This window comes from Variovorax soli (genome assembly GCF_031454625.1).
Classification (GTDB): domain Bacteria; phylum Pseudomonadota; class Gammaproteobacteria; order Burkholderiales; family Burkholderiaceae_C; genus Variovorax; species Variovorax soli_A.
The window spans coordinates 78,468-102,955 of record NZ_JAVDRF010000004.1; the positions used below are offsets into that span (position 1 = coordinate 78,468).

Here is a 24,488-nt window from a genome sequence, read left to right on the forward strand (position 1 = left end):
TTGCTCGCATTGGCCTTCCTACTCGCAACCCCGCTGGCCGGCGGGCTGGTGCTGGCGCTGGTGGGCCAGCGCGACAACGCACGCGACGTCAACGTCGCCTTCAGCCTGGGCACCTTCGTCGCCGCCTGCGTCCTCACCGCGCAGATCGTCGAAAGCGGGCCGATGCTGGTGTGGGACCGCGAGTTCTATATCGATCCGCTGAACGTCTTCCTCGTCACGCTGACCGCGTTCGTCGGACTGACCACGTCCATCTTCTCGCGCCCCTACATGCGCGTGGAGCGCGACCACGGCAAGATGACGCCGCCGCGCCTGCGCCTGTACCACAGCATGTACCAGCTGTTCAGCTTCACGATGCTGCTGGCATTGACGACCAACAACATGGGCATCATCTGGGTCGCGATGGAGGCCGCCACGCTGACCACCGTGCTGCTGGTCAGCGTCTATCGCACTGCGGCCAGCCTGGAGGCCGCATGGAAATACTTCATCCTGTGCGGCGTAGGGATTGCGCAGGCGTTGTTCGGAACCGTGCTGCTGTACATGGCGGCCGAGAAGGTGATCGGCCCCGAAGGAGGCGCCTTGCTCTGGACCAACCTCGACGCGATGAAGGATCAGCTCGACCCGAACATCATCACGCTGGCATTTGCGTTCCTGTTCATCGGCTACGGCACCAAGGTCGGTCTGGTGCCGATTCACAACTGGCTGCCGGATGCCCACGCCGAGGGCCCAACGCCGGTGTCGGCCGTGCTGTCGGGCCTGCTGCTGAACGTCGCGCTCTATGCAATCTTGCGCTGCAAGGTGTTGACCGACGGGGCGCTGCACTACCCGCTGGCCGGACGGTTGATGATGGGCTTCGGCCTGCTGTCCGTCGTGGCGGCGGTGTTCTTCCTGATCCGGCAGAAGGACGTGAAGCGCATGTTCGCCTACTCGTCGATCGAGCACATGGGGATGATGACCTTCGCTTTCGGCATGGGAGGGCCGATTGCCAGCTACGCCGGGCTGCTTCACATGACGGTGCATTCGCTGGTCAAGTCCGCGATCTTCTTTGCCGTCGGCCACGCCGCGCAGAAGGCCGGCACGCAGCTCATGGAAAACATCCGCGGGCTCATCAAGGTCAGCCCGACGGTCGCCTGGGGTCTGATGCTCGGGTCGCTCGCCATCCTGGGCATGCCCCCGTTCGGGGTCTTCGCCAGCGAGTTCCTGATCGTCACCACGGCGATGCGCGAGCAGCCCTGGGCGACCCCATTCCTGCTGATCGCGCTGGGTCTGGCGTTTGCATCCGTCTTCAGCCGGGTCCAGCCGATGGTGTTTGGCGAGACCAACGTGAAGCCCCTGACGCATCCGCCGGCCCTGGTTCCGGTGTTCATGCACCTGGCGCTTGGCCTGATGCTCGGTGTCTACATCCCCCCCTATCTCAATGCCTGGTACGTCCAGGCGGCGGCGATGCTGGGGAACTGATCAAATGACGCGGCCGGAACTCGGAACCGATCTGCGACGCCTGCCGGCGCCCCTGCCTGCCTGGCATGCGCGGGTGAGTCGGGACGCCTGGGGCACCGCGGCGCGCAGCATCGCGCACGCGGGTGGACGGCTGGTTTCGGTCTGGGGCGTTGACCGCAGCGCGTCCGGCGACGGAATGGCAGCCTGTGCAGCCTATGCCGTTTCCGAGGGGCTGGTCTGGGTCGAACTGAAGCTCGACGACGCGGCGCAAGGGTTTCCCGATCTGGCCGTTGCATTCCCGTGCGCGGAGCGCATGCAGCGCGCCGTGGCCGACCTGTCAGGCATCCGGGCCGAGGGCAGCCGTGATGATCGCCCTTGGCTCAACCACGGGGTGTGGCCACCCGGATCATCGCCGCTGCAGCACGCGCCCCAGCCCGACGCAACTGCTGCCGCCGGCGCGCTACCTGCCAACTACCCCTTCGTGCGCGTCGACGGCGACGGGGTACACGAGATCGCCGTCGGGCCCGTGCATGCCGGCATCATCGAGCCCGGCCACTTTCGCTTCTCTGTCGTGGGCGAGAAGGTGCTCAGGCTGGAACAGCATCTTGGGTACACGCACAAGGGCATCGAGCGCCGGTTCACGGAACTGATGCCGCTCGAGGGGCACCGCCTCGCGGGACGAATCTCGGGCGACACGACGGTGGCTTACGCCTGGGCCTACAGCATGGCGCTCGAGACGGCGTGGAACTGCGAGATCCCGCCTCGCGCCGCCTGGCTGCGCGCGCTGATGCTGGAGCGCGAGCGTGTGGCCAATCACCTGGGCGATCTCGGCGCTCTCGGGAACGATGCAGCCCTGGCCTTCGGGCTGGCGCAGTTCTCTCGCCTGCGCGAGGACTGGTTGCGGCTGTCCAAGGAGATCTTTGGCCACCGCCTGATGATGGATGCCATCGTGCCCGGCGGCGTGGCGACCGATCTGACACCCCCGATGCGGGCTCGCCTGAGCACGCAGTGCGACGCGATCGAGCGAGAGGTGCGCGCGCTGCGTCGCATCTACGATGAACACGCGGGCCTGCAGGACCGCTTTGTCGGCACCGGACGGGTAATGCCTCAGCTGGCTGCACAACTCGGCCTGACGGGCCTCGCGGGGCGCGCCAGCGCGCAGATGGCCGACCTGCGCTGCGACTTCCCATGGCCGCCCTACGATCGGTTGAAGGCCACGATCGTGACGCACAGCGACGGCGATGTTGCCGCACGCGTGGCGGTGCGGTTCGAGGAAACATTCGAGTCATTGCGGCTCATCCGCGCCATCTGCTCGGGCTTGCCGGACGGCGCCGCTCATGTCGAGCTTCGGCCCCAGGCCTCGGCATCGCTGGGTGCAGGCTGGGTCGAAGGCTGGCGGGGCGAGGTTCTCGTCGCACTGGAGATCGATGGAGATGACCGCATCGTGCGATGCCATTGCCATGATCCGTCCTGGCAGAACTGGCCGGTGCTCGAGCACGCCATCATCGGCAACATCGTTCCGGACTTTCCGCTGATCAACAAGTCCTTCAACCTGAGCTACTCGGGTCACGACCTCTGATGTGGCACATCCTCAAGCAGATCGTCCGTACCGGCATCGTCACCGAGCCGGCACCCCAGGTTGATGAGGCCGACCACGCCGCTGTCGATCGCATCCAGCGCGACATCCTCGCCATCCTGGGTCAGGCGCTGACGATCCGCCAGGTCGATGCCGGCTCATGCAACGGGTGTGAGCTCGAGATCCACGCACTCAACAACCCTTACTACAACATCGAGGGACTCGGCATCAAGTTCGTCGCCAGTCCGCGCCACGCGGACATGCTGCTGGTGACCGGGCCGGTGTCGCGCAACATGGAAGAGGCATTGCGGCGCACCTACGATGCCACGCCGGAGCCGAAGCTGGTGGTCGCCGTGGGCGATTGCGGCTGCACCGGCGGCGTTTTCGGCGAGAGCTACGCCAGTTGCGGCAAGGTGGCGAATGTGATTCCTGTGGATGTGGCGGTACCCGGCTGTCCCCCGCCGCCGATCGAGATCCTGCGTGGGATCCTTGGCGCTGTTCAGGAGCGACAGCAGGTCCATCGCCGTAGGCGCTCTCCATGAAGATACCGGGCAGTGGCATGGCCGAGGGGATTCTTGCGAATGCAGCGCAAGGCCCTGATGCCTTGCACCGTCGGCTGCAGGAGGATCAACCCAAGTCGCAAAGTTGGAGGCTGAACCGGCTTGCCCCGACGGAGAGCGGGAAGAGCGCGGGCAGCAAACCTGAAAACGAAAGATCGAAATGGATGCGCAGCGATTTTCTGTCCTGAGCAAGCGTGCCTTGGATGAAGTACGTTTGCAGGATGCGCGGATGGGCTTGCGGGAGATTCCGTCGTGCGCACTTCAACGCCTTGCCGCAGCACTGGACTGTGACTGGGCGACGTACTGGAAGGTCGACGCGGTCACCATGACGTTGCGCGCAGCCGTCGTCTGGTCCAAGCCAGGTTTGCAGACGGCGTCGCTGCAGTCGAACACTGTTGCTCGCAGACTCTCGCTGAGCGAAGGCACAGCAGGTCACGTTTGGCGAAGTCGACGCTCGATCTGGACAACTGATCTGGTGAGGGACATGTGCTTGCCGCGATCGCTGGACGCTCGGGCCGCCGGCATGCAAGGTGGCATCTGGATCGCAGTGCAAACCGACGCGGAGGTCTTGGGGGTCGTGGAAATGCTCGGTACCAAGATCCCACCTCCCAGCCGAGCCTTGCTGGCGGCGGCCGATTGCCTAGGACTTGAGTTGGCGACGCTTTTGGTGTGATGTCGGTCGACTCGCGCATCGTTCGGCTGGAGCCCATGGGCTGAACAACGGCGCTTTTGCGCACCAATGCGAAGTCATCCATCGACACGAATCGACGCCGCGACGGACATGCCGACGCGCAACCTGGCCGCCGCCGCTTGCCCTGGGTCGATGCGAATCCGCACAGGCAGGCGCTGGACGATCTTCGTGAAGTTGCCGGTGGCCTCGTGGGGGGCGACGGCGGAATAGCTGACACCACTGGCCGGGCCCAGGCTTTCCACGACACCCTTCAGCTTCTCGCCCGGCAAGGCGTCGACCTCGATCTGCACGGCCTGCCCCGGCCGTACACGCGCCAACTGGGTCTCCCGAAAATTGGCGGTGATGTAGGCATCTGCCAGCGGGACGATCGCCAGCAGGGGCTGGCCGGCGTTGACGAAGGCGCCGACGCGAACTGATTTGTGATCGACCGTCCCTCCGATCGGCGCCGTGATTCGGGTATACGAATGCTTGAGTTCAGCGGCCGATTCTGCAGACCGTGCCTGGTCGAGAGCTGCCCGCGCGTTTTCCAAGTCCGCATTGAGAATCGTCACTTGCTGCCGGGCGGCCGAGACGCCCGCCTGGTTCTTCTCGCGGATGGCCAACTGGATGCTGACCTGCGCATCGGCCTGTTGCAAGGCCTGCACCGTACCGGCCCCGTCCTTGGACAGATTGCGATAGCGCACCTGGTTTTCCCTGGCCAACTGGAGCGAGGCATCGTCTGCTGCAAGCGCCGCTTGCGCCTGGCGAATGGCAGCCTCCTGCTGAACCAGGTGCGCCTGCAGGCTTCCGATGCTCGCCTGGGCACTGGCGACCCGGGCCTTCGCCGCATTCAGGGCCACGACCAGGTCACGGTCGTCGAGCACGGCCAGGAGATCGCCTGCCCGGACCGGCTGATTGTCCTTGACCAGCACGTTGTTCACGATGCCGGGCACTTGCGGCGCAACCATCGTGAAATCCGCCTGGACGTAGGCGTCATCCGTGGACTGGGTTGATGCGCTGGATTCGGCCCGATTGAGGTAGAGGGTGCAGCCGGTCGCCACCGCGAGCAGCAGCGCAACACCGGTGATCTTGGCCTTTTTTGGTGATGCCATGGTGGTCATCCTTGCGAAGGAGATGGGACAGGGGAGGTCGCGGAGGGCGCGCGCGTGTCCGGCGGGGGAACGTAGCTGAGCTTGAGGACCATCGGGATCAGCAGCAGTGCCAGCACGCCAAGCACGAGATAGGCATCGCCGACTGACATCACCAGCGATTGCCGGCCGACGATTCCCAACAGTTGCGAAGGGGGCAATGCATCCGGGACCGAGTGGGCCACCCGCGCCGCGTGATCGAGGAGCATTTCGGCGTGAAAGCGCTTGCGGACGATCATGAGCTGCGCGACCAGTGCCACGCCGGCCAGCGACCCGAAGGCGCGCAAGGTGTTGATCAGTCCGGACACATAGGGGCCTTCGTGGGGCTGCACGACGCTGGTCGCCAGGAACAGCATGGCCACGACGGCCATGGGCTGGCCGACGGCCTGCAGCGTTTGCGCCATGACGAACTGGTCTCGGTTCCAGTCGGAGCTCAGATGCATGCCGAAGAAACAGGCCAGGGCAATCAGCGCCAGCCCTGACGCGAACACGATGCGCGCATCGACCCACTTCTGGTACAGCAACACCGCGACGGCCGACCCCAGGATCAGCTGAGGCAGCGCGACGAGCAACGCGACAGGCGCCATCTGCACGGGGCGGTAGTCCTGCACGTTGCCCAGGTAGTAGGCCGGCAGCAGGGAACCGGATGTCAGCGTCACCAACAGGAAGAGGAAGAGCGTGAAGCCCAGCCCCAGGTTGCGGCGCTCCAAGATCTGCAGCTTGACGAAGGGAGATGGGTGGTACCACTCGGTCAGCAGGAAGACGGCGAACAGAACCGACCCGGCCACCAGCGACACGGCGATCAGCGGCGACTGGAACCAGTCCAGCCGTACGCCCTGGTCCAATGCAACGACGATGAGGCCGAGCCCGGGCACTCCGCACGCCATGCCGGACCAGTTGCCTTCCCGGAAGCGTCCGATCTGGATCGGCTCGCGCGGCAAACCCCATGCCACCAGCGATGCCGCGATGCCTGCGAGAGGAATGATCTGCCAGTACACCCAGCGCCAATCGAACAATCCATCCGTCCAATGCCCGGCCAGCCAGGTCGACAGCTGGGGCGCGAAGGTCGCGGTCAACGCATAGAGTGCCAGCCCGTGCAGGCGGATCGATGGTGGCAGGGACTTCAAGGCCACCATCATCAGCAATGGAATGAGCGTGCCGCTTGCGAGACCTTGCAGGAATCGCAGGGCCAGCAACAGATCCAGGTTCTGGAGAAGGGGAAGGGCCACCGCGACGGTGGCGCAGACGCCCAGCGTCCAGAGACTGAAGCGGCGGACCGAAAGCGTGATGGCAAACCATGCAGCGAATGGCATGGCGATCAGCTCGCCGGCGTTGTAAGCGGTGGTCAACCAGGATGCGTCATCCAGGCCGAGGCCGAGTGCGCCGCGGATATCCGCGAGCGCCAGCGAAGCGACGCGGCTGTTCAAGCCTGCCATCAAGGCGGCCAGCAGAATGCCTGCGAGCCCGGCCAGCGCCCGCTTCGAGGGCTTGGCGGCGCCCGCTTCAGCGGCGGGCATGCCGGCGGGCTCAGGCCATGCGGCAGTGTTCATGGCCGCGCCTCCGGGTCCCAGCCGCCCCCCAGCGACTTGTAGAGATGCACCAGGGCGAGCGTCGCACCGGTTGCACTGGCGTTGAGGCTGCTCTGGCTGGCAAACACGTTGCGCTGCGCCGTCAGTACGCTGAGGTAGTCGGCGGCTCCCTCCTGGTAGCCCCGCTCGGCAACATGCAGGGCCTGCCTGTTCTGCTCATACGAAGCCAGCAGCTCGGCGTACTGCCGCTCCCGGGCCGTCAAGGCATCCAATGCGTTGTCGACTTCGTGCCACGCGCGCAGCACCGTTTGCCGATAGGCGAGCGCGGCCTCCCGTTGCCGCGCTTCGCTGAGCGCGAGGCGTTGCACCAACCGGCCGCCCTGGAAGAGGGGGAGATACACGGTCGGGCCCACGGAGAAGAATCGCGAGTCCCAACTGCCAAGGTCGCCGAGCTCGAACGCTTCCAGGCCAACCCGCCCCCGCAATCCGATGCGTGGATAAAAATCAGCCTTGGCGACCCCGATGGACGCCACCGCAGCATGAAGTTGTGCTTCGGCGCGCAGGATGTCGGGCCGGCGATGCGCCAATTCGGAGGTGATGCCTACCGGCACGCTTGCAGGAAGCGAAGGCAGCGGCATGGTTCCGCGCAATTGAGCGTCGAGTGCGCGCGGCTCCTCGCCCAGCAACAAGGCAAGGGCGTTCATGAGTGCGTTGCGATGCTCGGTCAGCCCGGGGATCGTGGACTTGATCGTCCCCAGCTGCGCGAGAGCCGAAGAGATCTCGAACCGGGTCGCGATGCCGTTGCGCCCGCGGCTTTCCGCCAGGCCAACGAGGCGTTCCGCGACCGCAAGGTTCTGCTGCGCAATGTCCAGTTGCGCCTGCGTGCCCCGCAACTCCAGGTACGTGCGTGCCACTTCGGCGGACAGCGCCACCCGCGTCGCTTCACGGTCGTACAGCGTGGCTTCCAGCGAAGCCGTGGCTCCCTCGCGGGCGCGTCGCGCACGGCCCCACAGGTCGATCTCCCAGCTGGCATCGAATCCAAGCTGCCAGAAATCGCTGGGGCGCGTAGGCGCTCCCAGTGCGGCGAATTTGCCGTGTTCGCTGAGCGCCTCACGGACGTAGCTCGCCCCGGCTCCCACGCTGGGCAGTAGATCTGCGGAGGTGATTCCCAGTTGCGCACGGCCTTGTTCAATGCGTTCGGACGCCATTTGCAGATCGAGGTTGTGGCCTTGGGCACGCAATTCGAGGTCCGCCAGCACGGCATCGTTGAACAGCATCCACCATTGAGAGGGAACTCCGGCGTCGGAAGTCGTGGGAACGCTTGCGCCCTCTTGCCGGGGCGTCAGAGCCATGTCATGAAGCGCGGTCACCGGCTTCGCGAAGTCGGGGCCGACCGCGCAGCCGGCCAGCGACGCTGCGCACAGCGCCGCGCCGATGCACCGCTGCAGTTGTGACAGAGCCCACGGCAAGTTCATTGGTCAACTCCGTGGCTTGGGCGCCGTGACCGGCCCACCGTGAAGGCAAGCATGGCGTCGACCGGCTGTCCAGGCGGCGAATCCATGGAAGTCTCGAACTGGCCGCCGAGACGATTCCCGGCCGAGTCCTCCAAAGTGCCGCGGGCTACGAGCTGGTACGTGCCTGCTCGCCAACGCGCGTTCGGCGTGAACGTCCAGGTGTTTTCGCCGTCCGTGAGCCGGGCACGCCCGGGCACTCGGCGCTTGTGGGCGTCGGCGACCGCCAGGTAGTCGGCGTCCCGTCCGTCGATCGGCGCGTCGAGCCTCACCACGAGGGGTTCTTTCGACTCGACGCGCACGTCGGACACCTTCCACGCCGACGCCACCGGGCCGGTCTCATCCGCGGGCCCGACCCTCCATCGCTTGATGGGACGTCCATCGAGCGCAAGCGCCACCTCGTCTCCCGTCGAGAAGATCGGACCCATCGCCGCGCGTGCGTTCAGTCCGCTCTTGACGCGTCCAGGATGCATCATGATCGTCAGCACCTTGCCGCCTGGAGACCAGAGCTCCTGCTCGAGAAAGGGCTCCTCGATCGGCCTTCCGTCGGCACGCATCAAGGAGAGCCTGGGAAGCAATGCGCCTTCGACCGACGCTGCAAAGCGCATCGAGATGCGAAGAAGGTTGGCCGGGACCTCCGGCCCCGACGGTTGAACCTCGACGACGCGTGCCGTTGGCTGCCGGGCCTGCGAAGGACCACAAGCGAGCGCAATCGCGAGACCGGTCACGCCGGCCCATCGATGCAGCTTCATGGCTAGTTCGACGGTTTGATCTGATCCGCGAAGCCCTCCTCCTGCAGGAGGATGTCCTGTCTGGGCTTGATGTACTTCAGCTGAAAGTCATCGCCCTTGAAGCTGTACTCCTGGAAGGCGTACTCGGAAACGAAGTCGCTCAGCCTGAAGCTCAGGTCCTTCCCGATGGTCACCAGCTGCAACGCGTCCTTCTCGAGCTGCCGGCGAACGACGATGAACGACTTCTCGTCGAGGTTGTCGATGCGCATCGCACCGGCCAGCGGTGCCGGCGTCGTATCGAGGCCTGTGAGCTGCCCGAACGGGACCACGGTCTCGATGCCTGGCCGGGCGCTTGCGTCCTGCACTTGGGACACCGGAATGACGCTCGCCCCTCGTTCGAAGTTGACCAGCATCAGGAGGTCCTCGGTCTTGCCCTGGTCGGTCTTCGTGTAGGCGACCATCCCGGCCGGGGTGTTTCCATAGCCGAGCTCGGCAATCGTCTTGCCACGAATGTGCGCGCCATCCTTCAGATCTTCGAGCGGGATGGTGACGATCGGCGTGCAGGTATAGGCCGCCACGAGGTAAGGCTTGCCGCCCCAGCTCGCAAAACTCATCGCCCGAATCGGGGCGCGTGTTTCGACCAGGTTGTGACCGGTGTGGTAGATCTCCACCGACGTGGTCGACTGTTGCGAGTCGAACGGGTATTTGACCCGGCGCAGCGTCGACGTAAAGTCCTGGTTGGACAAGCCGGCGATGAAGAGTTCGCCCTCGCGCCACTTCATGTCGGTGACCGTGTAGCTTCGCTCGGGCGCGTCTCTCCAGAACTTATAGTCCGTGTCAGGCGCGTCGCGAAGGGCGATCGAAGTCGACTTCGCCGCCTTCAGGTCGACGCGGCGAGCCTTCTGATCGCTGGTGATCACGAACAGCGCCGGCTCCTTCGCGGCACCGTAGCTGACGGCAACATAGACCTCGGCGGTTCCCGGACGGGCGACCATGTCTTCCACGCTGATCTTGGCGCGACCCACCTGCTTCGAGAGAAGCGCTTCGAGATCGAGGATGTTGAAGGACGCGCCTGCCGGCTTCTGCGCCGCTTCCGGAAGGGCGATCGCGTGCACGCGCGCTGTCTTCCAGTCCGCGACGAACAGCACATTGTTCGGCCCGGCGGAAAGGCGCGATATCGACTTGATGTCTGCCGCAGACGCATTGACGGCAGCACCCAGGCAGCAGGCAACGGCAATAGCAAAGTGACGCATAAATACTCCTCTGAGCAATGATTGAATGACCAATGAGCCTTCTTGAAAGGCACTAGACGAGCACCCGGACGGAACTCACGATGCCCTGGCGAACCAGCTTGGCGTAGGGGCAGATGCGCTCCGTCGCGCGGACCAGTTCCTGCGCGACCTTCAGCTCGAGACCCGGTAGCCGCACCATGACGTGCGCGGTCAGCGTGTGCTGGCCGTCGATCGGGTCCCGGCCGAACGCGACCTCCACCTCCACCGAAAGGTCCGGGATTGCGATCCTGTGCTTGGTGGCAAGCAGGCTCAGCGCGCCATGAAAGCAGGCGCCGTAGCCGGCGGCGAATAACTGCTCCGGATTCGTGCCGCCCCCCTCCCCGCCCATCACCACGGGCAGGCGCAAGTCGAGCTCGAGCTCGCCATCGTCCGACCGGACCTTGCCCGAGGCACGGCCATGCCGCGCCTCTCCGCCGGTGACGGTGACCTTGGTCGCATAGACCGGCTCGAAGGTCGACCCGCGGTACCTGTCCAGCAGGCTGGCGGGCGGGGCCATCAACTTCTTCACCGCGCTTCAGTCCAGCTTGGCCTTGTCCAGGCCCCAGGCTTTGTCGTGCGCGCCGGGCACCATCCTGAACCCGACGTTGAGCCGGTTCCATGCGTTGGTTGCCGCGACGACGAAGCTGAGGTCGGAGATTTCCTTCTCGGACAGCTGTGTGCGAACGCGTTCGTAGATCTCGTCCGGCACGCCCTGCTCGGAAAGCTTCGTCAACGCCTCGGTCCAGGCCAGCGCCGCGCGTTCGCGCGGGTTGAACAGGGGCGATTCGCGCCACACCGCCAGATGGTGGATGCGCAGCTCACGCTCGCCATGGATCTTGGCTTGCTTCACATGCATGTCGACGCAGAATCCGCAGACGTTCAACTGTGATGCGCGAACGGCGACCAGATCGCGGATCGATGCTTCGATCGAGCTGCGCTCCACCAGGTAGTTGAAGTCGATCAGCTTCTTGAAAAGTTCCGAGGACTGCTGCATGTAGTCGAGGCGTTGGGTCATGTCTTTGCTCCTTTGCGATTGGTAAACAGGCCGCGTTCAGCGCGGCGACTTGGGAAGGGCGAACCAGGCGTCGAAGCCCAGTGCGCCGATGCGCGGGTTGGCTCCCGGCACCAGGGTGTCATCGTCCAGCAGTGCGCCGAAGTAACGCGCCTGCGGATCGCGCACCACGATGCGAGAGTCCTGAGTCCGTGTGAGGAACCGCTCGACGAGATCCGCCAGCCGAACGCGTTCCGGGCCGGCGATTTCGATAAAGCCGTTGGCAGGCTGGCCCAAGGTGGCGTCGGCCATTGCAGCGGCCACATCGTCGGAGGCGATGGGCTGCACGAAGGCGGTGGACAGGCGCACCTGCTGGCCTTCCGTCGCCGCCTGCGCAATGCTCCCCAGGAACTCGAAAAACTGCGTCGCGTGGACGATGGTGTAGGGAATGCCTGATTCGCGAATGAGCTTTTCCTGCGCGATCTTTCCGCGCATGTAGCCGCTCTCCACAAGGCGCTCGGTACCCACCACGGACAAGGCCACGTGATGCTTCACGCCGGCGGCGGTTTCTGCCGCCAGCAGGTTGCGTCCGGAGGTCTGGAAAAACTCGAGCACGGCCCGGTCCTCGAAGGAGGGGGAGTTCGCGACGTCCACCACGACCTGGGCTCCGCGCAGGACCTCGACCAGCCCTTCGCCCGTGATCGTGTTCACGCCCGATGCCGGCGACGCCGCGATGGCCTCGTGATGGCGGGCGCGCAGGAGGGAGACGAGCTTGCTTCCGATCAGGCCGGAGCCGCCGATGACAACGATCTTCATGATCACTTTCCTTGAGAGGCCCAGAGGGCGGTGGTTGAGGGAAAAACCTTGCATGAATCCTAGGGACCGTGCCTTCGCTGCACTAGGCCCGAGGGAGGCGCCATGGTGTTGATCGCGATGCATCAATGCCGGCGGCGGACGCTCAGCGCATTTCCTCCGCATCGCGTGCCATAACGAGGATTGACATGCATTAACTGGATCTCGTGGGGGGTCCGCGAGCAGAGTTGGCAGGACTCGAACAGCGGATCGCCCCATGACCATCACTGCCCTGCCCCTCTCCTCGAACGCGCCTGCCAAGCCGCACCCCGACCCTTTGGCCTCGAGTTTTGCGACCACCTATGCGGGCGTGGTCGCCTTCATTGCCGTTGCGACGGAAGGGAGTTTTGCACGCGCCGCCGACCGGCTGGGAGTGGGCCGCTCCGCCGTCAGTCGCAGCGTTCAGAAACTCGAAGACCAGCTGAACGTCCGCCTTTTCCGTCGAACCACGCGCAGCACGACCCTCACGCACGAGGGCGACCTGTTCTATGACAGGTGCCACACCGGCGTCGACCGGATCGTGGAGGCGGTCGAGGAAATGCGGGATCTTCGAGAGGGTGCCCCCCGCGGTCAGCTGCGCATCAATGCAGCGGTCGGCTTCGGCCGCAAGGTCATCGCCCCCTTGCTGAGCGAGTTTCAGGTCGCCTACCCGGGCGTGTCGCTCGACCTGGTGCTGAGCGACAAGCCGATGGACTTCATATCCGACCGAGTGGACATTGCGTTCCGCAACGGCCGCCTGGAGGATGCGGAGATCATCGCGAAGCAGATCGTTCCCATGCAGATGCTGGTCTGCGCTTCCCGCGAGTACGTGCGCAATCACGGATTGCCCTCCACCGTGGACGACCTGGCGCAGCATCGCTGCATCAACTTCCGCCTGCCCTCCGGCCGGGTCTTCGAGTGGGAGTTCAAGGTCGACGGTCAACTGCGCAAGTTCCTGCCGCACGCGAAACTCGCCTTCAACGACGCTGATCTGGTCCTCCAGGCCGTCCTCGCCGGGCAGGGGATCGCCCAGATGTCGGGCTACCTGATCTGCGACGCGCTCAAGACCGGAGCGCTGGTTCCGTGCCTGGTGCAGTACGCCCCCGATGACAGGGCCCATTACATCTGCTACCTGAGCCGGCAGCACCTGCCGTCACGCATGCGAGTCTTCATCGACTTCATGACCGCCAAGATTCGCGCGGCCGACCTCCAGTGCCTCGCCGACCTCGGCATCGCTGCCTGAAAGGAGCTCGACATGGGTCACCTCTTGCATCAGACCCTCCGGCAGGAAAACATCGCCTACGAAGGAAGCGGTGGAGTCAGTGCGGGCAATCGCTCACTCGGATTCCGGCCCGCCTTCCGCAACCTGGAAACCGGCCATGTTTATCCATCCTGCTTCGCCGATGGCCGGCCGGCACCCATCCACATGATCGATGGACTGCCCGACGAATTGGTCGTCACGCGGTCCCCGGCGGGCAAGGTCACGGCGGTGAGTGATTCCCTGCAGTCCGGGTTCCTGCTGGACGGCTGCTTCTACGACCGGCAAGAGGCGGCGGAGTTTGTGCGAACGGCCTCTCGCGCCCCTGCACACCAGGCGGGCGCGTATTAACAAAGCTTGACAAACGCTCGAGGCGCGGGGATGTCGTGTTCACCGATGATGGACCGACGTCCTGGAGGATCACCATGACACTTTCACGCGAGCCGGGGCCCGTCGATGCGCCTGCCGGCATGTCAGTGCCCGTTGCGGCTTATATCGCTGCCACCAATGCCGGCGACGCCGATGCGCTGATCGGCTGCTTTGCCGAAGGCGCCTTGGTCAATGACCAATTGCGAGACTACTGGGGCCTGGGCGCGATCAGGTCGTGGGCCGAGCAGGAGATCATCGCGGACAAGGTGAAGATGAGCGTCGTCAAGGTGGTCGAGCACTTCGGGGATGCGATCGTCACGGCCCGCCTGGATGGCGACTATGACAAGACCGGCCTGCCGGGCCCGTTGGTCCTTGCGTTCCATTTCACGGTCAGGGCGGACAAGATCGTGCGCTTGCTCATCCTCAACAATCGCCCTGTCGACTCCCTCGACCTTCGAAGTCTGCGCGCCGCGCTCGCCGATCGAGCTCCGCCTGCGATGCCAGAGGACTGAAGGTCGCGCTGAAGTCATTCGCGGCGCGCTGAATTTACGGCGCCAGGCGGGTATCCGACAATGGGGCTCGATCCCGTTCGAGAGACCCCGAAGATGACAAGACCGACGAGCGACGGCGCCGAGCGCGACAGCCAGGCCACTTGGGTTGCCTCGTTCGGCCCTTTCCAGCTTTCCGCATCGCCCGGGCTCCTCGCCAAGGATGGCGTTCCCGTCCATCTCGGCAGCCGTGCGCTCAGCCTGTTGATCGCCCTGGTCGATTCGGCGGGACGGATCGTCAGCAAAAAGGAGCTCATGGCGCGAGCCTGGCCCGACGTCATCGTCGATGAAGGCAGTCTCCGGGTCCACATGGTCGCGATACGCAAAGCGCTGGGCGACGGGCTGTCGGACGCAAGGTACGTGACGAACGTGACCAGCCAAGGGTATTGTTTTGTGGCACATGTTACGCGCTTGCAACCCGTCGTCGCTCCGAATGCGGCGGCCGTTCCTTCCGATGCCGCCAACGGCCTCCCCCCGTTGCCGGTACGCATGGTGGGCCGCGAGACGACGGCGGCTCTGATTCAGGCCGAAGTGGAGCAGAAACGATTCGTGACCATCGTCGGGCCCGGCGGCATGGGCAAGACCACGATTGCCGCTGCAGTTGCGCACGCCATGCTTCCCGGCTTCGATGGCGCGGTCCGCTTCGTCGACATGGCAGCAGTGACCGACGGCGCTTACGTGGCCGGCACGATCGCAGCGACGCTGGGACTGGCTCACTCCGACGCGGCTTCGGGCATCGTCACCTACCTGCGCGACAAGCGCATGCTGCTCGTGCTGGACAGCTGCGAGCACGTCATCGGCCCGGCGGCTGAACTTGCCGAGCGAATCTTCATGGAGGCGCCTCAAGTCCACATCCTCGCCACCAGCCGCGAGGCATTGCGCGTGCAGGGCGAGCAGGTTCATCAGCTGCAACCCCTCGCTTGTCCGCCGGACAGCGACACGCTGAAGGCCGAAGAGGCCCTGGCTTACGCCGCAGTGAAACTGTTCGTCGACCGCGGCGCCGCCGGTGCCAACCGGTTCGAGCTTACCGACGCCGACGCGCCGGCTGTCGCCAGGATCTGCCGCGAGCTCGACGGCATCGCGCTCGCCATCGAAATAGCGGCCGGACGGCTCGATGCCTACGGTGTGCAAGGCATCGCGGCCCTGCTCAACAAGAGCATCACCATGCTGTGGCACGGCCGCCGCACCGCGGTGCCGCGGCACCAGACGATGAGCGCTGCGCTGGAATGGAGCTACAACCTGTTGCCGGACGCGGAGCGGATCATCCTGCGACGCCTTTCGGTGTTCGTCGGGGCCTTCTCGCTGGAGGGTGCCCGGGCCGTGGCAGGTTCTGGCAAAACCGGCGACGCGGAGGTCGTCGAAGCTGTGGCCAACCTGGTCGCCAAGTCCTTGCTCGTGGGCGATGCCGGCGGCAAGGCCATGCGCTATCGGATGCTGGACAGCACACGGGTCTATGTGCTGAGAAAGCTGGTCGACTCCGGCGAAAGCTTCGTCGTCGCCTCGCGCCACGCATCCCACTACTGCCAGCTCCTCGAAGGCGCGCCCCTGCCCGCTGTCGGCACCGACAGGGACAGGCTGGTCCAGCAGGCGGAGATACTCGGAAACGTCCGGGCCGCGCTCGACTGGAGCCTGTCCGACGGCGGCGACGTGCAGATCGGCACGGCGCTGGCCGCGAGCGCAGCGCCGCTGCTGCTGGAGATGTCGTTGCTGAGCGAATGCCGCGACTGGATGGAGAAAGCCATCGCGGGGCTGGGCGACGAGATGCGCGGTACCCGGCGGGAGATGGAACTTCAGGCGTCGCTCGGCCAATCGCTCATGTTCACCGGCGGCGACGGCGAGGAGGCCACCCGCGCCTTCTCGCGCAGCCTGGAGCTTGCGGAAGCGCTCCACGATCTCCCATTCCGATTCAGGCTGCTCGGCGGGCTTGGGACCTTGCTGGCCAGGACGGGGGACTTCCGAGGGGCCCTGGCGCTTGCGCGACTCGCCAAATCGGTCGCCCAGGAAATGGATGATCCGGCGGCGCAGGCAACAGCCGATTCCATGCTGGCGGTGGCCCTGGACCTGAGCGGAGACATCGTCGAGGCCGAGCAGCATTGCGTGGCTGCACTCCAGGCTGCCGCCGGGGCGCTCCGTACCCGCGCGATACGTCCTGGCTTCAATCACCGCATCTTTTCCTTGTGCGGCAAGGCGCGCTACCACTGGCTTCGCGGCGAGTGCGACCATGCGGCAGTCGTGGCCCAGTACGCCATCGAGCAGGCCGAAATGTTGAAGCACCCGGTCTCCATGTCCATCGCACTGATCTGGGCGGGCTCCGTATTCCTGTGGCGGGGAGACTGGTCAAAGGAGGAAGAAATCCTCGATCGGCTGGTTGCCCTCGCGACGAAGCATTCACTGTCGCCCTATGCAGCGGTTGCATTGGGATTGAAAGGCGAGGTGCATGTCAAGCGCGGAAGGCCCGAGCTCGGCGTGAATCTTCTGCAGGAGAGCCTGCGCGCCGTGCGCGCCAACGGCTATGAAATGCGGACCGGCGCATTCATGCATGCGTTGGCGGAGGGGCTGAGCCACCTGCAACAACATGCGCATGCCTTGGGAACCATCGACGAAGCGCTCCTGCTGGCCGAACGGCAGGGCGGCTATCTCCACATGCCGGAAATGCTGCGCGTGAAAGGAGAGATCCTGGCCAGCACCCCCGGAGCCGATGCGCAACTTGCCGAGCAATGCTTCGTAGAAGCGATTCAATGGTCGCAGCGCCAGTCGGCGTTGTCATGGGAACTGCGCGCGGCCAGCAGCCTCGCACGCCACTGGTCGAATCAGGGCCGGATCGATTCGGCCCTGCGCCTGCTGGCGCCGGTCTACGGCCGATTCACCGAAGGACATGGAACAGAGGACCTGGTCGCGGCGAGGAGCCTCTTCGCGAAGCTGGGATCGCCCGTCCAACCTATTTCGCAAGGCTAGGGGGCCGAGCCCATGGGGTGGTTCAACTCGATCATCAGCCGCTCGGCCATTTCGAGATCGGGCGTCCCGAAGCCCTCATTGAAAGAGCGATAGACGCCGGAAAGAAGCTCATGCGCCTCCTCGCGGCGACCTTGGGTGATTCGCAGCCGCGCGAGCGATGTGGCCGTTCGCAGCTGCCAGGCCGATGCATGCTGGCGACGGGCGCACTCCAGCGAACGCATGAAGCAGTCCTCGGCTTGCGACTCGCCCTGACCGGGCATGAGGAGGAGGACGGTGGCCCGAAGCCGGAGCAACTCGGGCAACTCCAGCGCCTCTTCGCCCCGCTGCATCGGCGCCAACGCGTCGGCGATGACGGCGAGCGCCTCGTCGAGCTCTCCGCTTCTGATGAGTCCTTCCGCGAGCGCGCAAGCTGCCCGATTGACGAGCACCGCATGTCGCTCGGCCTTCATGGCCCTCAAGGCCTCGCGCAAGATCGCCGTACCCCTCTCGGTCTCTCCACGATGGACAAGGAGTTCGCCTTCCAAGGCAAGGCCGGTTGTGTGAAACGACAGCAAGGCCTGCCAGTTCGAGTGTTGTTTCAACTTCGCGAGCGAGGTCTCCGCGGCGCTCCAATCACCGCACCAGAGGAACACCGGAGCGCTGTAAAGAAGGGCGAAGCAGACATCGACCGACCTTCCGGAAGCGGCCGCCTCGCCGATCGCATCTTGCGCGATCACTTTCGCGCGATCGGGGCGGCCCGCGAGCCAAAGGACACGGGCGTACGTCACCAGCGCCCGCACGTGGTAATCGAGCCCGAACAAATGCAGGTTGCGGGGCCCCGCGCGCCCGAATCCTTCCTGGAAGTCGCGCTCCGCGGCCTGTTGGTCGCCGAGAAAGTGATGCGATCCTCCCAGCATCCAGTCAGCCACGACCCTGTACGACAAGTCGTTCGAGGTCCGGGCCGCGGTTTCCAATTCTTCGGCCACGGCGAGGGAAGCTCGAAAGTCTCCCGCGCGGACGAAAAAGATGTGCAGCCCCACCAGCAGTCGCAGGCGATTCGAGGTCTCCCCGAGCTGATGCGCAATAGCCAAAGCGCGCGTGATGGCAGCACGTATGTCCGTGCCGCCTCCTTCAGTCCACATCGCCGCTGCGGCGAGCGTTTCCTGCAGAAGCATCTCTTGCCTGCTGCCGCGATCGGCATCGCCCAGCAGTGAAAGGGCCTTCGCGCTCCATTTGTGGCACTCGGTCAGCAAGAGGCGCTGCAGAAGCGCGGGGGCTGCAGCGACCGCCAGATCGATTCCGAGGGCCGCATCGCGAGGCCGCAATCCGACATCGCCGAAGCACCAGTCGAGCGCCGCCCGCACGTTCCCCAAGTCTTCATTGAGGACGAGCGCCCGAGAGCCCCGGTACAGCTCGATGCGCCCGCCGGAAGCAGAACCCAGAAGTCGCGAGAAATACCTGGCGTGGCTCTCCGCGACGGCACGCATCTCGCCGCTTGCTTCCAGCTTCTCCGATGCGTAGGCCCGCGTCGTCTCGAGCAGCCGATAGCGCACGGCTCCATCTTCCGCGGTCGCCGTCGACACGAGAGACTTCGCGATCAGGTCTCCGACATGGATGACAACCTCGTCTTCGTCGATTCCCTTGCGGTGCGCGATTGCCTGAGCGGCCTCGAGGGTAAAAGTGCCGACAAACACGGCCAGCCTTCGCAGCACGGCCTGCTCGCTCCCGGAAAGGAGCTCGTGACTCCAATCGAGCGTTGCCTGGAGTGTCTGCTGCCGCGGCAGGGCAGTGCGTCTGCCGCCCCAATCCAGACCGAAGCGGCTGTCCAACAGACTGGCGACGCCTTCGATGCCATAGGCACCGACCCGGCCTGCTGCGAACTCGATGGCGAGCGCGATGCCATCCAGCCTGCTGCAAATGCCGGCCACGACGACCGCATTCTCATCGCTTAACTCGAATCCGCTTCCGCTGGCAGCCGCGCACGCCATGAAGAGCTGGACCGCCGGGAACGCCTGTGCTTCGTCGGCACGCGGGCCGGGACCTGGTGGCGGACACTCCAGCGGGGGCAGCAGGTAGGTGAACTCGCCATCGACCCGCAAAGCCTCGCGGCTGGTCGCCAGGATGTGCACCTGGGGTGCTTCGCGGAAGATCTGCTCGGCGAGGGCAGCCGAAGCCGAGATGACATGCTCGCAGTTGTCGAGGACAAGGAGCATCCTCGCCCCCCGGAGCGATTGCTTCAAGCCCGGCAGCGCATCTTCGGCCTGGATCGTCACCCCGAGCGTCGACGCGACGGTGGAAGCAACGTGCGCCGGGTCCGAGAGTGCGCCCAGGTTCACGAAGCACACCGCTTCGGGAAATTCCCGCAGCATGGCGTGGGCAACGGCAACGGCCAATGTCGTCTTGCCCATGCCTCCAGGTCCGACGATCGTCAGGAAACGATGTGACATCAGGTCTGCGGCGATCGCGCAAGCTGCGCCTTCGCGCCCGATCATCCGCCCGGGAGCCGGTGGCAGGGCCAGCTTTGACAGGGTGGCGCTCTTCGAGGAGGCCGCCCTCGAATCCACCGGCGGCGCGCTATTCAGGGGGCTGACCGGCGCCACGAAGCAGTAGCCTCGGCCCCGGACAGTTTCGATGTATCGAACGCCATCCTCGCCGTCACGCAGCGCTTTGCGCAAGCTGGTGATCTGCATCCTGAGGCTTCCCGAGTCCACTACCAGTCCGCGCCACACACGCAAGGTCAACTCTTCGTGGCCGACGGTCTCACCGGCATGCTCGACGAGCACGATCAGCAGATCGAGAGCCCGGCTGCTCAATGGAAGCGGAACGCCCTCCCTCTCGACCTTGCGCTCGGCAGGAAACAGCCGGAACGGCCCGAATGACGCGTTGGCGCCGCGAGCAGGCGAAATATCGATCGCTTTCTCAGCGTTTGAACGGCCTACCAATGCGAGCGCCCCCCAGTTTCGGGACTAGAAAGAACGTTTGACTTATTGTAGATGCCCGACCCGATGGGTTCCGCGCGATCAACACGCCTGGAACCCGACGCTGACGTGGCCAAGACCTCTCTTCACTCGGCTGTCACACAGGGCGCACGCCGTCCCTCCGACACATCACGAGGAGAATCTGTCCATGACCGCCTGAAGAGCCTCTGTTCCGCCCTGCTGGGCCTGCTGCTGGCTGCTGCCGCGCCGGCCGCCGCACATGACGAGAGCGTGCGTCGGCGCGCTGACAACGCGCCGCTGGTGATCGGCCACCGCGGCGGCGTCAGCGCCTACCTGCCCGAGCACACGCTGGAGGCCTTTGCGCTGGGCATCGAGCCGGGCGCCGACTACATCGAACCCGACCTGGTCGCCACCAAGGACGGCGAGCTGATCGCGCGGCACGAGCCCAACCACTCATACCAAAGCCGTGGCGGCAGGCTTCACAGCATGCGGCGCAACAGCCCGTCGCGTCGGATGAAGGTATGGTGCACGACGCCCGCCAGATGTCCCAGGATCATCAGCCCGATCGCGATCGCCCCGCACAGGTGCAGGAACGACAGCACCTTGGCGAGCGCCTCGTTTTTGCCTACCGGGGACGGAATCGGCAACACATTGAAAAACGAAAGGGGAAAGCCCCAGGCGTTGGTGGCAAGGAAGCCGATCAGCGGCATCAGGACCAGCAGCGCATACAGGCCGATATGGTTTGCATGAGCGACATGGCGCATCCATGTCGGCATGTCGCTCGGCAGCGGTGGCGGAGGGTTGAGGCGGCGATTGACGATGCGAATCAGCACCAGCACGAACACCAGCACGCCCACGCTTTCGTGCACGTTGTACAGGCGCAGCTTGAAGTGCTCGTCGGCCGGCTCGAAGAAGGCGATCCAGATGCCGAATGGAATGCTGACGAGCAGCAGCAGCACGGTCAGCCAGTGCAGCCAGCGGGACGAAGCAACGTAGCGCGACACAGGTGTCATGTCAGACCTCCAGATTCTTCAAAGGCTGCCCGAAGCGCGCGCATGAGCGGCGTCATTCGGACCCTGTCGAGGGCAACTGACCCTTGCACCGCCGGTTCAATGGCAAGGGAGATCGGCACGCGATTATCCGCGGCCGGGATCATTGGGAAGAAAGCGGCTTGGCCGAATTCTGACCTACGCAGGCCAGCACGCACAGCATGAGCGGCCAGGCGCGCGCAAACTGTGGATGCCCTCCCCTCACCGATTCAGGAACTCGGCTCGCAGCAATTGAGCTGCCTGCTCACGAACGCCACATGCCCTGCTGCGCCATCTCGCCGACGATGCGCACCAGGTGGCCCGCAACGGCGGTGACGGCTCGCGATGGCCCCTTGGCCTTGGCAAAGGCCATCGCCACGGTGCGCTGGAACGGCGGCTCGACGATGCGCGCCGCCTGCAGCTTGCCCTCTTGCACTTCCTGCCAGACGGCATGCAGCGGCAGCACCGTGTACAGCCGCTCCTGAGCGGTCAGCTGCTTCTGCAGCGGCAGCGAGTCGGCCTCGATCACCGGTGCCAGCGCGATGCGCGCCAGGCGCGCGCCCGCGTCGAGCGCGGTGCGCAGCCCGTTGGGCGCGCCCGGGAGGATGAAGGGCAGCCCATTCAGGCTGGCGAAGGGCACCGAGCCGGCCGCGGTCAGGCGGTCACCGGCAGGGCCGATGAGATAGCTGTCGACCGTGGCCAGGGCCTGCTCCTGCTCGGGCAGCGTGGGGCCGTAGCGGTACAGGATGGCGATGTCGACGCGGGCATCGGTCAGCCATTCCTCGACCTGGCCGCTGGAGCCTTCCAGCACCTTGAGGCTGACGCCGGCATGGCGGGCGCGCAGCTCGGCGAACAACCGGCCGATCAGGATGGTGCCGATCGAGGGCAGGCCACCCAGGGTCACGGTGCCCACCGGTTCCCGCAGGTCGGCGCGGATGCCGTGCTCCAGCGCCTGCGCACGCTCCAGCAGTTCCTTCACCTGCGGGAACAGGCGCTGTCCGGTCTCCGACAACTCCACGCCGCGGCCGGTGCGGTTGAACAGCCGCGCGCCGCATTCGCGCTCCAGCGCGTTGACCTGGCGGCTCAGGAACGACTGGTTGCTGTCGAGGAACAGCGCGGCTCGCGTCAGGCTCCCCAGCTCCCCGATCGCGACGAACGAACGCCACTTGTGGAGGTCGGCAGCGATGTCCAGTGCGAAGTCGGTAGCCTTGGGCTTGTGCATCAGGCCGGATTATCGAGCCGTCGCACCCATTCGGCGATGGCGGCTGCGACCGCGTGCGGCTGCTCCGGCACCAGCGCATGGCCGGCACCGTCGATCACCTGCACCGTGGCCTTGGTGCCCAATGCGTCCGCCAGCTCGGCGCGCGTGCCCGGCGGCCGCCATGCATCTTCTGCTCCTTGCAGGTCCAGCACCGGTGCATGGCTGCGGCCGAACCATTCGTCCTTCGGTGGATGCCGTGCGGCCTGGCGATAGGCTGCGCGCCATTGCGGATACCAACCCTGCAGCCAGGGCCGCGGGTCATTGCCCGGCGCGAACATGCAAAACCGCAGGGCGTCGAGCCGCTCCCGCTGCGCGCACGCAGGATCGGAAGCGATCGCCAGCGCCTGCGCCAGGCCGGCAGGGAAGTCGCGAGCGGCGGCCCCCAGCACCACCACGCCACGCACGCACGCGGAATGGCGCAGATCGGTGACCCGCGCCACCCAATGGCCGTAGGCATGGCCCACCACGACCGCCGGGGCAGCATCGAGCTGCGCGATCACGCCGGCAACGTCGGCTGCCAGCGTCTCCAGCGTCATGCCCGCGGGTGGCGCACTGCTGCGGCCCATGCCGCGCGGCTGCGGCCGCAGCACGACGAAGCCCTCGGCCGCCAGCAGTTCGGCGAGCAGATCGAAATCCTCCGAGTCCCGCAACGAAGACGGCAGCAGCACGATGGCCGGGCCCCTGCCCTCGACGATCACCTCGATGCGTGCCGGCCCGAGCTGCAGCAGTTCGCGCCGGCGGCTCATTCCACCGTCGCGCCGGAGGTCTTGACGAGCTGGGCCCACTTGGGGATCTCGCTGCGGATCAGGGCGGAGAACTCGTCCGGTGTGGACGCCGCGGGCTCGATGCCGAGGGCGGTGAGCTGCCGCTTCATGCCGGCGTCCGACATGGCGCGGATCACCGCCGAATGCAAGGCGGTCACGACCTCCTTCGGCGTGCCGGCCGGCGCGAGCACGCCCAGCCAGTTGGAGACTTCGTAGCCGGGCAAGCCTGCTTCCGCCAGCGTGGGCACCTGCGGCAGCGCCGCCATCCGCGTGCGTGAGGTCACCGCCAAGGCGCGCACCCGGCCCGACCTGATGTGTTCCTCGTACACCGTGAACGAGTCGAAGGTCGCGTCGACCCGGCCAGCCAGCAGGTCGGTGAGCAGCGGCGCACTGCCCTTGTACGGCACGTGCACCAGGTCGACGCGGGCGAGACTTTCGAACAGCGCGCCGGACAGGTGGCTGGAGCTGCCGTTGCCGGCCGAGCCATAGGTGAGTTGGCCGGCCTTGGCCCGCGCCAGCGCCACCAGTTCGCCGACCGTGCGCGCCTTCACCGAGGGGCCCACCACCAGCACCCGCGGCGTGATGTGCGTCAGCGCGATCGGCGCGAAGTCCTTCAGCGGGTCGTAGCGCAGCTTCGAATAGAGCGCCGGATTGATGGCCTGTGTGCCCATGGTGCCGAACAGCAGCGTGTAGCCATCGGCCGGGGCGCGTGCCACGATCTCGCAGGCCACCGTGCCGCCGGCGCCGCCGCGGTTGTCGATCACCACCTGCTGCCCGAGTTGCTCGCCCAGGTGCTGCGCCAGGCCGCGCGCCATCATGTCCGCGGCGCCGCCGGCCGGAAAGGGCACGACCAGCCGCAATGGGCGCGCGGGGAACGCGGCCCAGGCGGCCAACGGCGCGCCCGAAAGGGCGGCGGCCAGCAGGATGCGGCGGCGAGTCGGGCTGTGCATGGTCTTGTCTCCTGGGTTCACGGCGACTCTAGCCCTCGGTTCGGCGTGCGCCCATGCGGGCACGCACAAGGCTGCTATGCAGGACGGATCAGGTCGGCCTGCATAGCAGCCTTGCGCGAATGGTGCATGGCTGGCATGGGTCGTCGCTCCTAGACTGCCCCATCGCCCCATTCGGCCCGACCGCC

The 24,488-nt window shown here is 65.8% G+C and carries 22 protein-coding genes and 1 pseudogene; 10 read left to right on the forward strand and 13 right to left on the reverse strand.

Annotated features, from left to right (window positions below; translation table 11 throughout):
• Genes J2739_RS10440 through J2739_RS10460 form a run of 5 tightly spaced genes read left to right on the forward strand, consistent with a single transcriptional unit; the run spans position 1 to position 4,243 of the window.
• Entirely contained in the window at positions 1–1,455 is a 1,455-nt protein-coding gene (locus tag J2739_RS10440) for a hydrogenase 4 subunit F (protein ID WP_309901245.1), read from the forward strand.
• Positions 1,456–1,459: 4 nt separating this feature from the next.
• Positions 1,460–3,013, forward strand: a complete 1,554-nt coding sequence (locus J2739_RS10445; protein ID WP_309901247.1) for a hydrogenase large subunit — start codon at positions 1,460–1,462, stop codon at positions 3,011–3,013.
• Positions 3,013–3,552, forward strand: a complete 540-nt coding sequence (locus J2739_RS10450) for an NADH-quinone oxidoreductase subunit B family protein (RefSeq protein ID WP_309901249.1) — start codon at positions 3,013–3,015, stop codon at positions 3,550–3,552. Before J2739_RS10445 ends, J2739_RS10450 begins: the two co-directional genes overlap by 1 nt.
• On the forward strand, positions 3,549–3,758 hold the full coding sequence (locus J2739_RS10455) for a hypothetical protein (protein ID WP_309901251.1): 210 nt from the start codon (positions 3,549–3,551) through the stop codon (positions 3,756–3,758). The genes J2739_RS10450 and J2739_RS10455 overlap by 4 nt, the downstream gene beginning before the upstream one ends.
• Positions 3,731–4,243 carry a hypothetical protein gene (locus J2739_RS10460; RefSeq protein WP_309901253.1) on the forward strand — a complete coding sequence of 171 codons (513 nt, stop codon included), beginning with the start codon at positions 3,731–3,733 and terminating at the stop codon, positions 4,241–4,243. Before J2739_RS10455 ends, J2739_RS10460 begins: the two co-directional genes overlap by 28 nt.
• Before the next feature lie 74 nt (positions 4,244–4,317).
• On the opposite strand, the gene J2739_RS10465 is transcribed toward J2739_RS10460, so the two are convergent.
• From J2739_RS10465 to J2739_RS10500, 8 genes are read right to left on the reverse strand one after another with little or no spacing between them, the layout of a single operon-like run.
• On the reverse strand, positions 4,318–5,352 hold the full coding sequence (locus J2739_RS10465; RefSeq protein ID WP_309901254.1) for an HlyD family secretion protein: 1,035 nt from the start codon (positions 5,350–5,352) through the stop codon (positions 4,318–4,320).
• 5 nt (positions 5,353–5,357) lie between these two features.
• Entirely contained in the window at positions 5,358–6,938 is a 1,581-nt protein-coding gene (locus tag J2739_RS10470) for an MFS transporter (protein ID WP_309901256.1), read from the reverse strand.
• Positions 6,935–8,392, reverse strand: coding sequence for an efflux transporter outer membrane subunit (locus J2739_RS10475; RefSeq protein WP_309901258.1), 1,458 nt, complete (start codon positions 8,390–8,392; stop codon positions 6,935–6,937). Before J2739_RS10475 ends, J2739_RS10470 begins: the two co-directional genes overlap by 4 nt.
• Positions 8,389–9,180 (reverse strand): Ig-like domain-containing domain, encoded by a 792-nt coding sequence (locus tag J2739_RS10480; RefSeq protein ID WP_309901260.1) that lies wholly within the window; start codon positions 9,178–9,180, stop codon positions 8,389–8,391. Before J2739_RS10480 ends, J2739_RS10475 begins: the two co-directional genes overlap by 4 nt.
• A 2-nt stretch (positions 9,181–9,182) precedes the next feature.
• Positions 9,183–10,445 carry a hypothetical protein gene (locus J2739_RS10485; RefSeq protein WP_309901262.1) on the reverse strand — a complete coding sequence of 421 codons (1,263 nt, stop codon included), beginning with the start codon at positions 10,443–10,445 and terminating at the stop codon, positions 9,183–9,185.
• A 19-nt stretch (positions 10,446–10,464) separates the two neighbouring features.
• A complete protein-coding gene (locus J2739_RS10490; protein WP_309902107.1) occupies positions 10,465–10,947 on the reverse strand; it encodes an Ohr family peroxiredoxin in 483 nt (160 codons plus the stop codon).
• Between the two features lie 18 nt (positions 10,948–10,965).
• The gene (locus J2739_RS10495; protein WP_309901263.1) at positions 10,966–11,445 is read right to left on the reverse strand and encodes a carboxymuconolactone decarboxylase family protein; all 480 of its coding nucleotides are present in this window, start codon (positions 11,443–11,445) and stop codon (positions 10,966–10,968) included.
• A 36-nt stretch (positions 11,446–11,481) separates the two neighbouring features.
• On the reverse strand, positions 11,482–12,237 hold the full coding sequence (locus tag J2739_RS10500; protein WP_309902109.1) for an SDR family oxidoreductase: 756 nt from the start codon (positions 12,235–12,237) through the stop codon (positions 11,482–11,484).
• Between the two features lie 253 nt (positions 12,238–12,490).
• Between J2739_RS10500 and J2739_RS10505 the strand changes: the two genes are divergently transcribed.
• The 4 genes from J2739_RS10505 (at position 12,491) to J2739_RS10520 (ending at position 17,382) form a co-directional block, all read left to right on the forward strand.
• Entirely contained in the window at positions 12,491–13,495 is a 1,005-nt protein-coding gene (locus J2739_RS10505) for a LysR family transcriptional regulator (RefSeq protein WP_309901265.1), read from the forward strand.
• Between the two features lie 12 nt (positions 13,496–13,507).
• Positions 13,508–13,861, forward strand: coding sequence for a hypothetical protein (locus tag J2739_RS10510; protein ID WP_309901267.1), 354 nt, complete (start codon positions 13,508–13,510; stop codon positions 13,859–13,861).
• 35 nt (positions 13,862–13,896) lie between these two features.
• On the forward strand, positions 13,897–14,391 hold the full coding sequence (locus J2739_RS10515) for a nuclear transport factor 2 family protein (RefSeq protein WP_309901268.1): 495 nt from the start codon (positions 13,897–13,899) through the stop codon (positions 14,389–14,391).
• 93 nt (positions 14,392–14,484) lie between these two features.
• Positions 14,485–17,382 carry an ATP-binding protein gene (locus tag J2739_RS10520; protein WP_309901270.1) on the forward strand — a complete coding sequence of 966 codons (2,898 nt, stop codon included), beginning with the start codon at positions 14,485–14,487 and terminating at the stop codon, positions 17,380–17,382.
• Here J2739_RS10520 and J2739_RS10525 read toward each other — a convergent pair.
• Positions 17,379–20,303 carry an ATP-binding protein gene (locus J2739_RS10525; protein WP_309901271.1) on the reverse strand — a complete coding sequence of 975 codons (2,925 nt, stop codon included), beginning with the start codon at positions 20,301–20,303 and terminating at the stop codon, positions 17,379–17,381. The genes J2739_RS10520 and J2739_RS10525 overlap by 4 nt on opposite strands.
• Positions 20,304–20,366: 63 nt before the next feature.
• On the opposite strand from J2739_RS10525, the pseudogene J2739_RS27880 reads away from it, so the two are divergent.
• Positions 20,367–20,690, forward strand: a pseudogene (locus J2739_RS27880) (hypothetical protein); the annotation flags it as partial.
• Between the two features lie 89 nt (positions 20,691–20,779).
• Here J2739_RS27880 and J2739_RS10535 read toward each other — a convergent pair.
• The 4 genes from J2739_RS10535 to J2739_RS10550 form a co-directional block, all read right to left on the reverse strand.
• Positions 20,780–21,304: a cytochrome b gene (locus tag J2739_RS10535; protein ID WP_309901273.1), complete on the reverse strand. Its 525-nt coding sequence runs from the start codon at positions 21,302–21,304 to the stop codon at positions 20,780–20,782.
• Between the two features lie 289 nt (positions 21,305–21,593).
• Positions 21,594–22,550, reverse strand: coding sequence for a LysR substrate-binding domain-containing protein (locus tag J2739_RS10540; protein ID WP_309901275.1), 957 nt, complete (start codon positions 22,548–22,550; stop codon positions 21,594–21,596).
• The gene (locus J2739_RS10545; protein ID WP_309901277.1) at positions 22,550–23,335 is read right to left on the reverse strand and encodes an alpha/beta fold hydrolase; all 786 of its coding nucleotides are present in this window, start codon (positions 23,333–23,335) and stop codon (positions 22,550–22,552) included. Before J2739_RS10545 ends, J2739_RS10540 begins: the two co-directional genes overlap by 1 nt.
• Positions 23,332–24,303, reverse strand: coding sequence for a Bug family tripartite tricarboxylate transporter substrate binding protein (locus J2739_RS10550; RefSeq protein ID WP_309901279.1), 972 nt, complete (start codon positions 24,301–24,303; stop codon positions 23,332–23,334). The genes J2739_RS10545 and J2739_RS10550 overlap by 4 nt, the downstream gene beginning before the upstream one ends.
• Between the last annotated feature and the right edge of the window lie 185 nt (positions 24,304–24,488).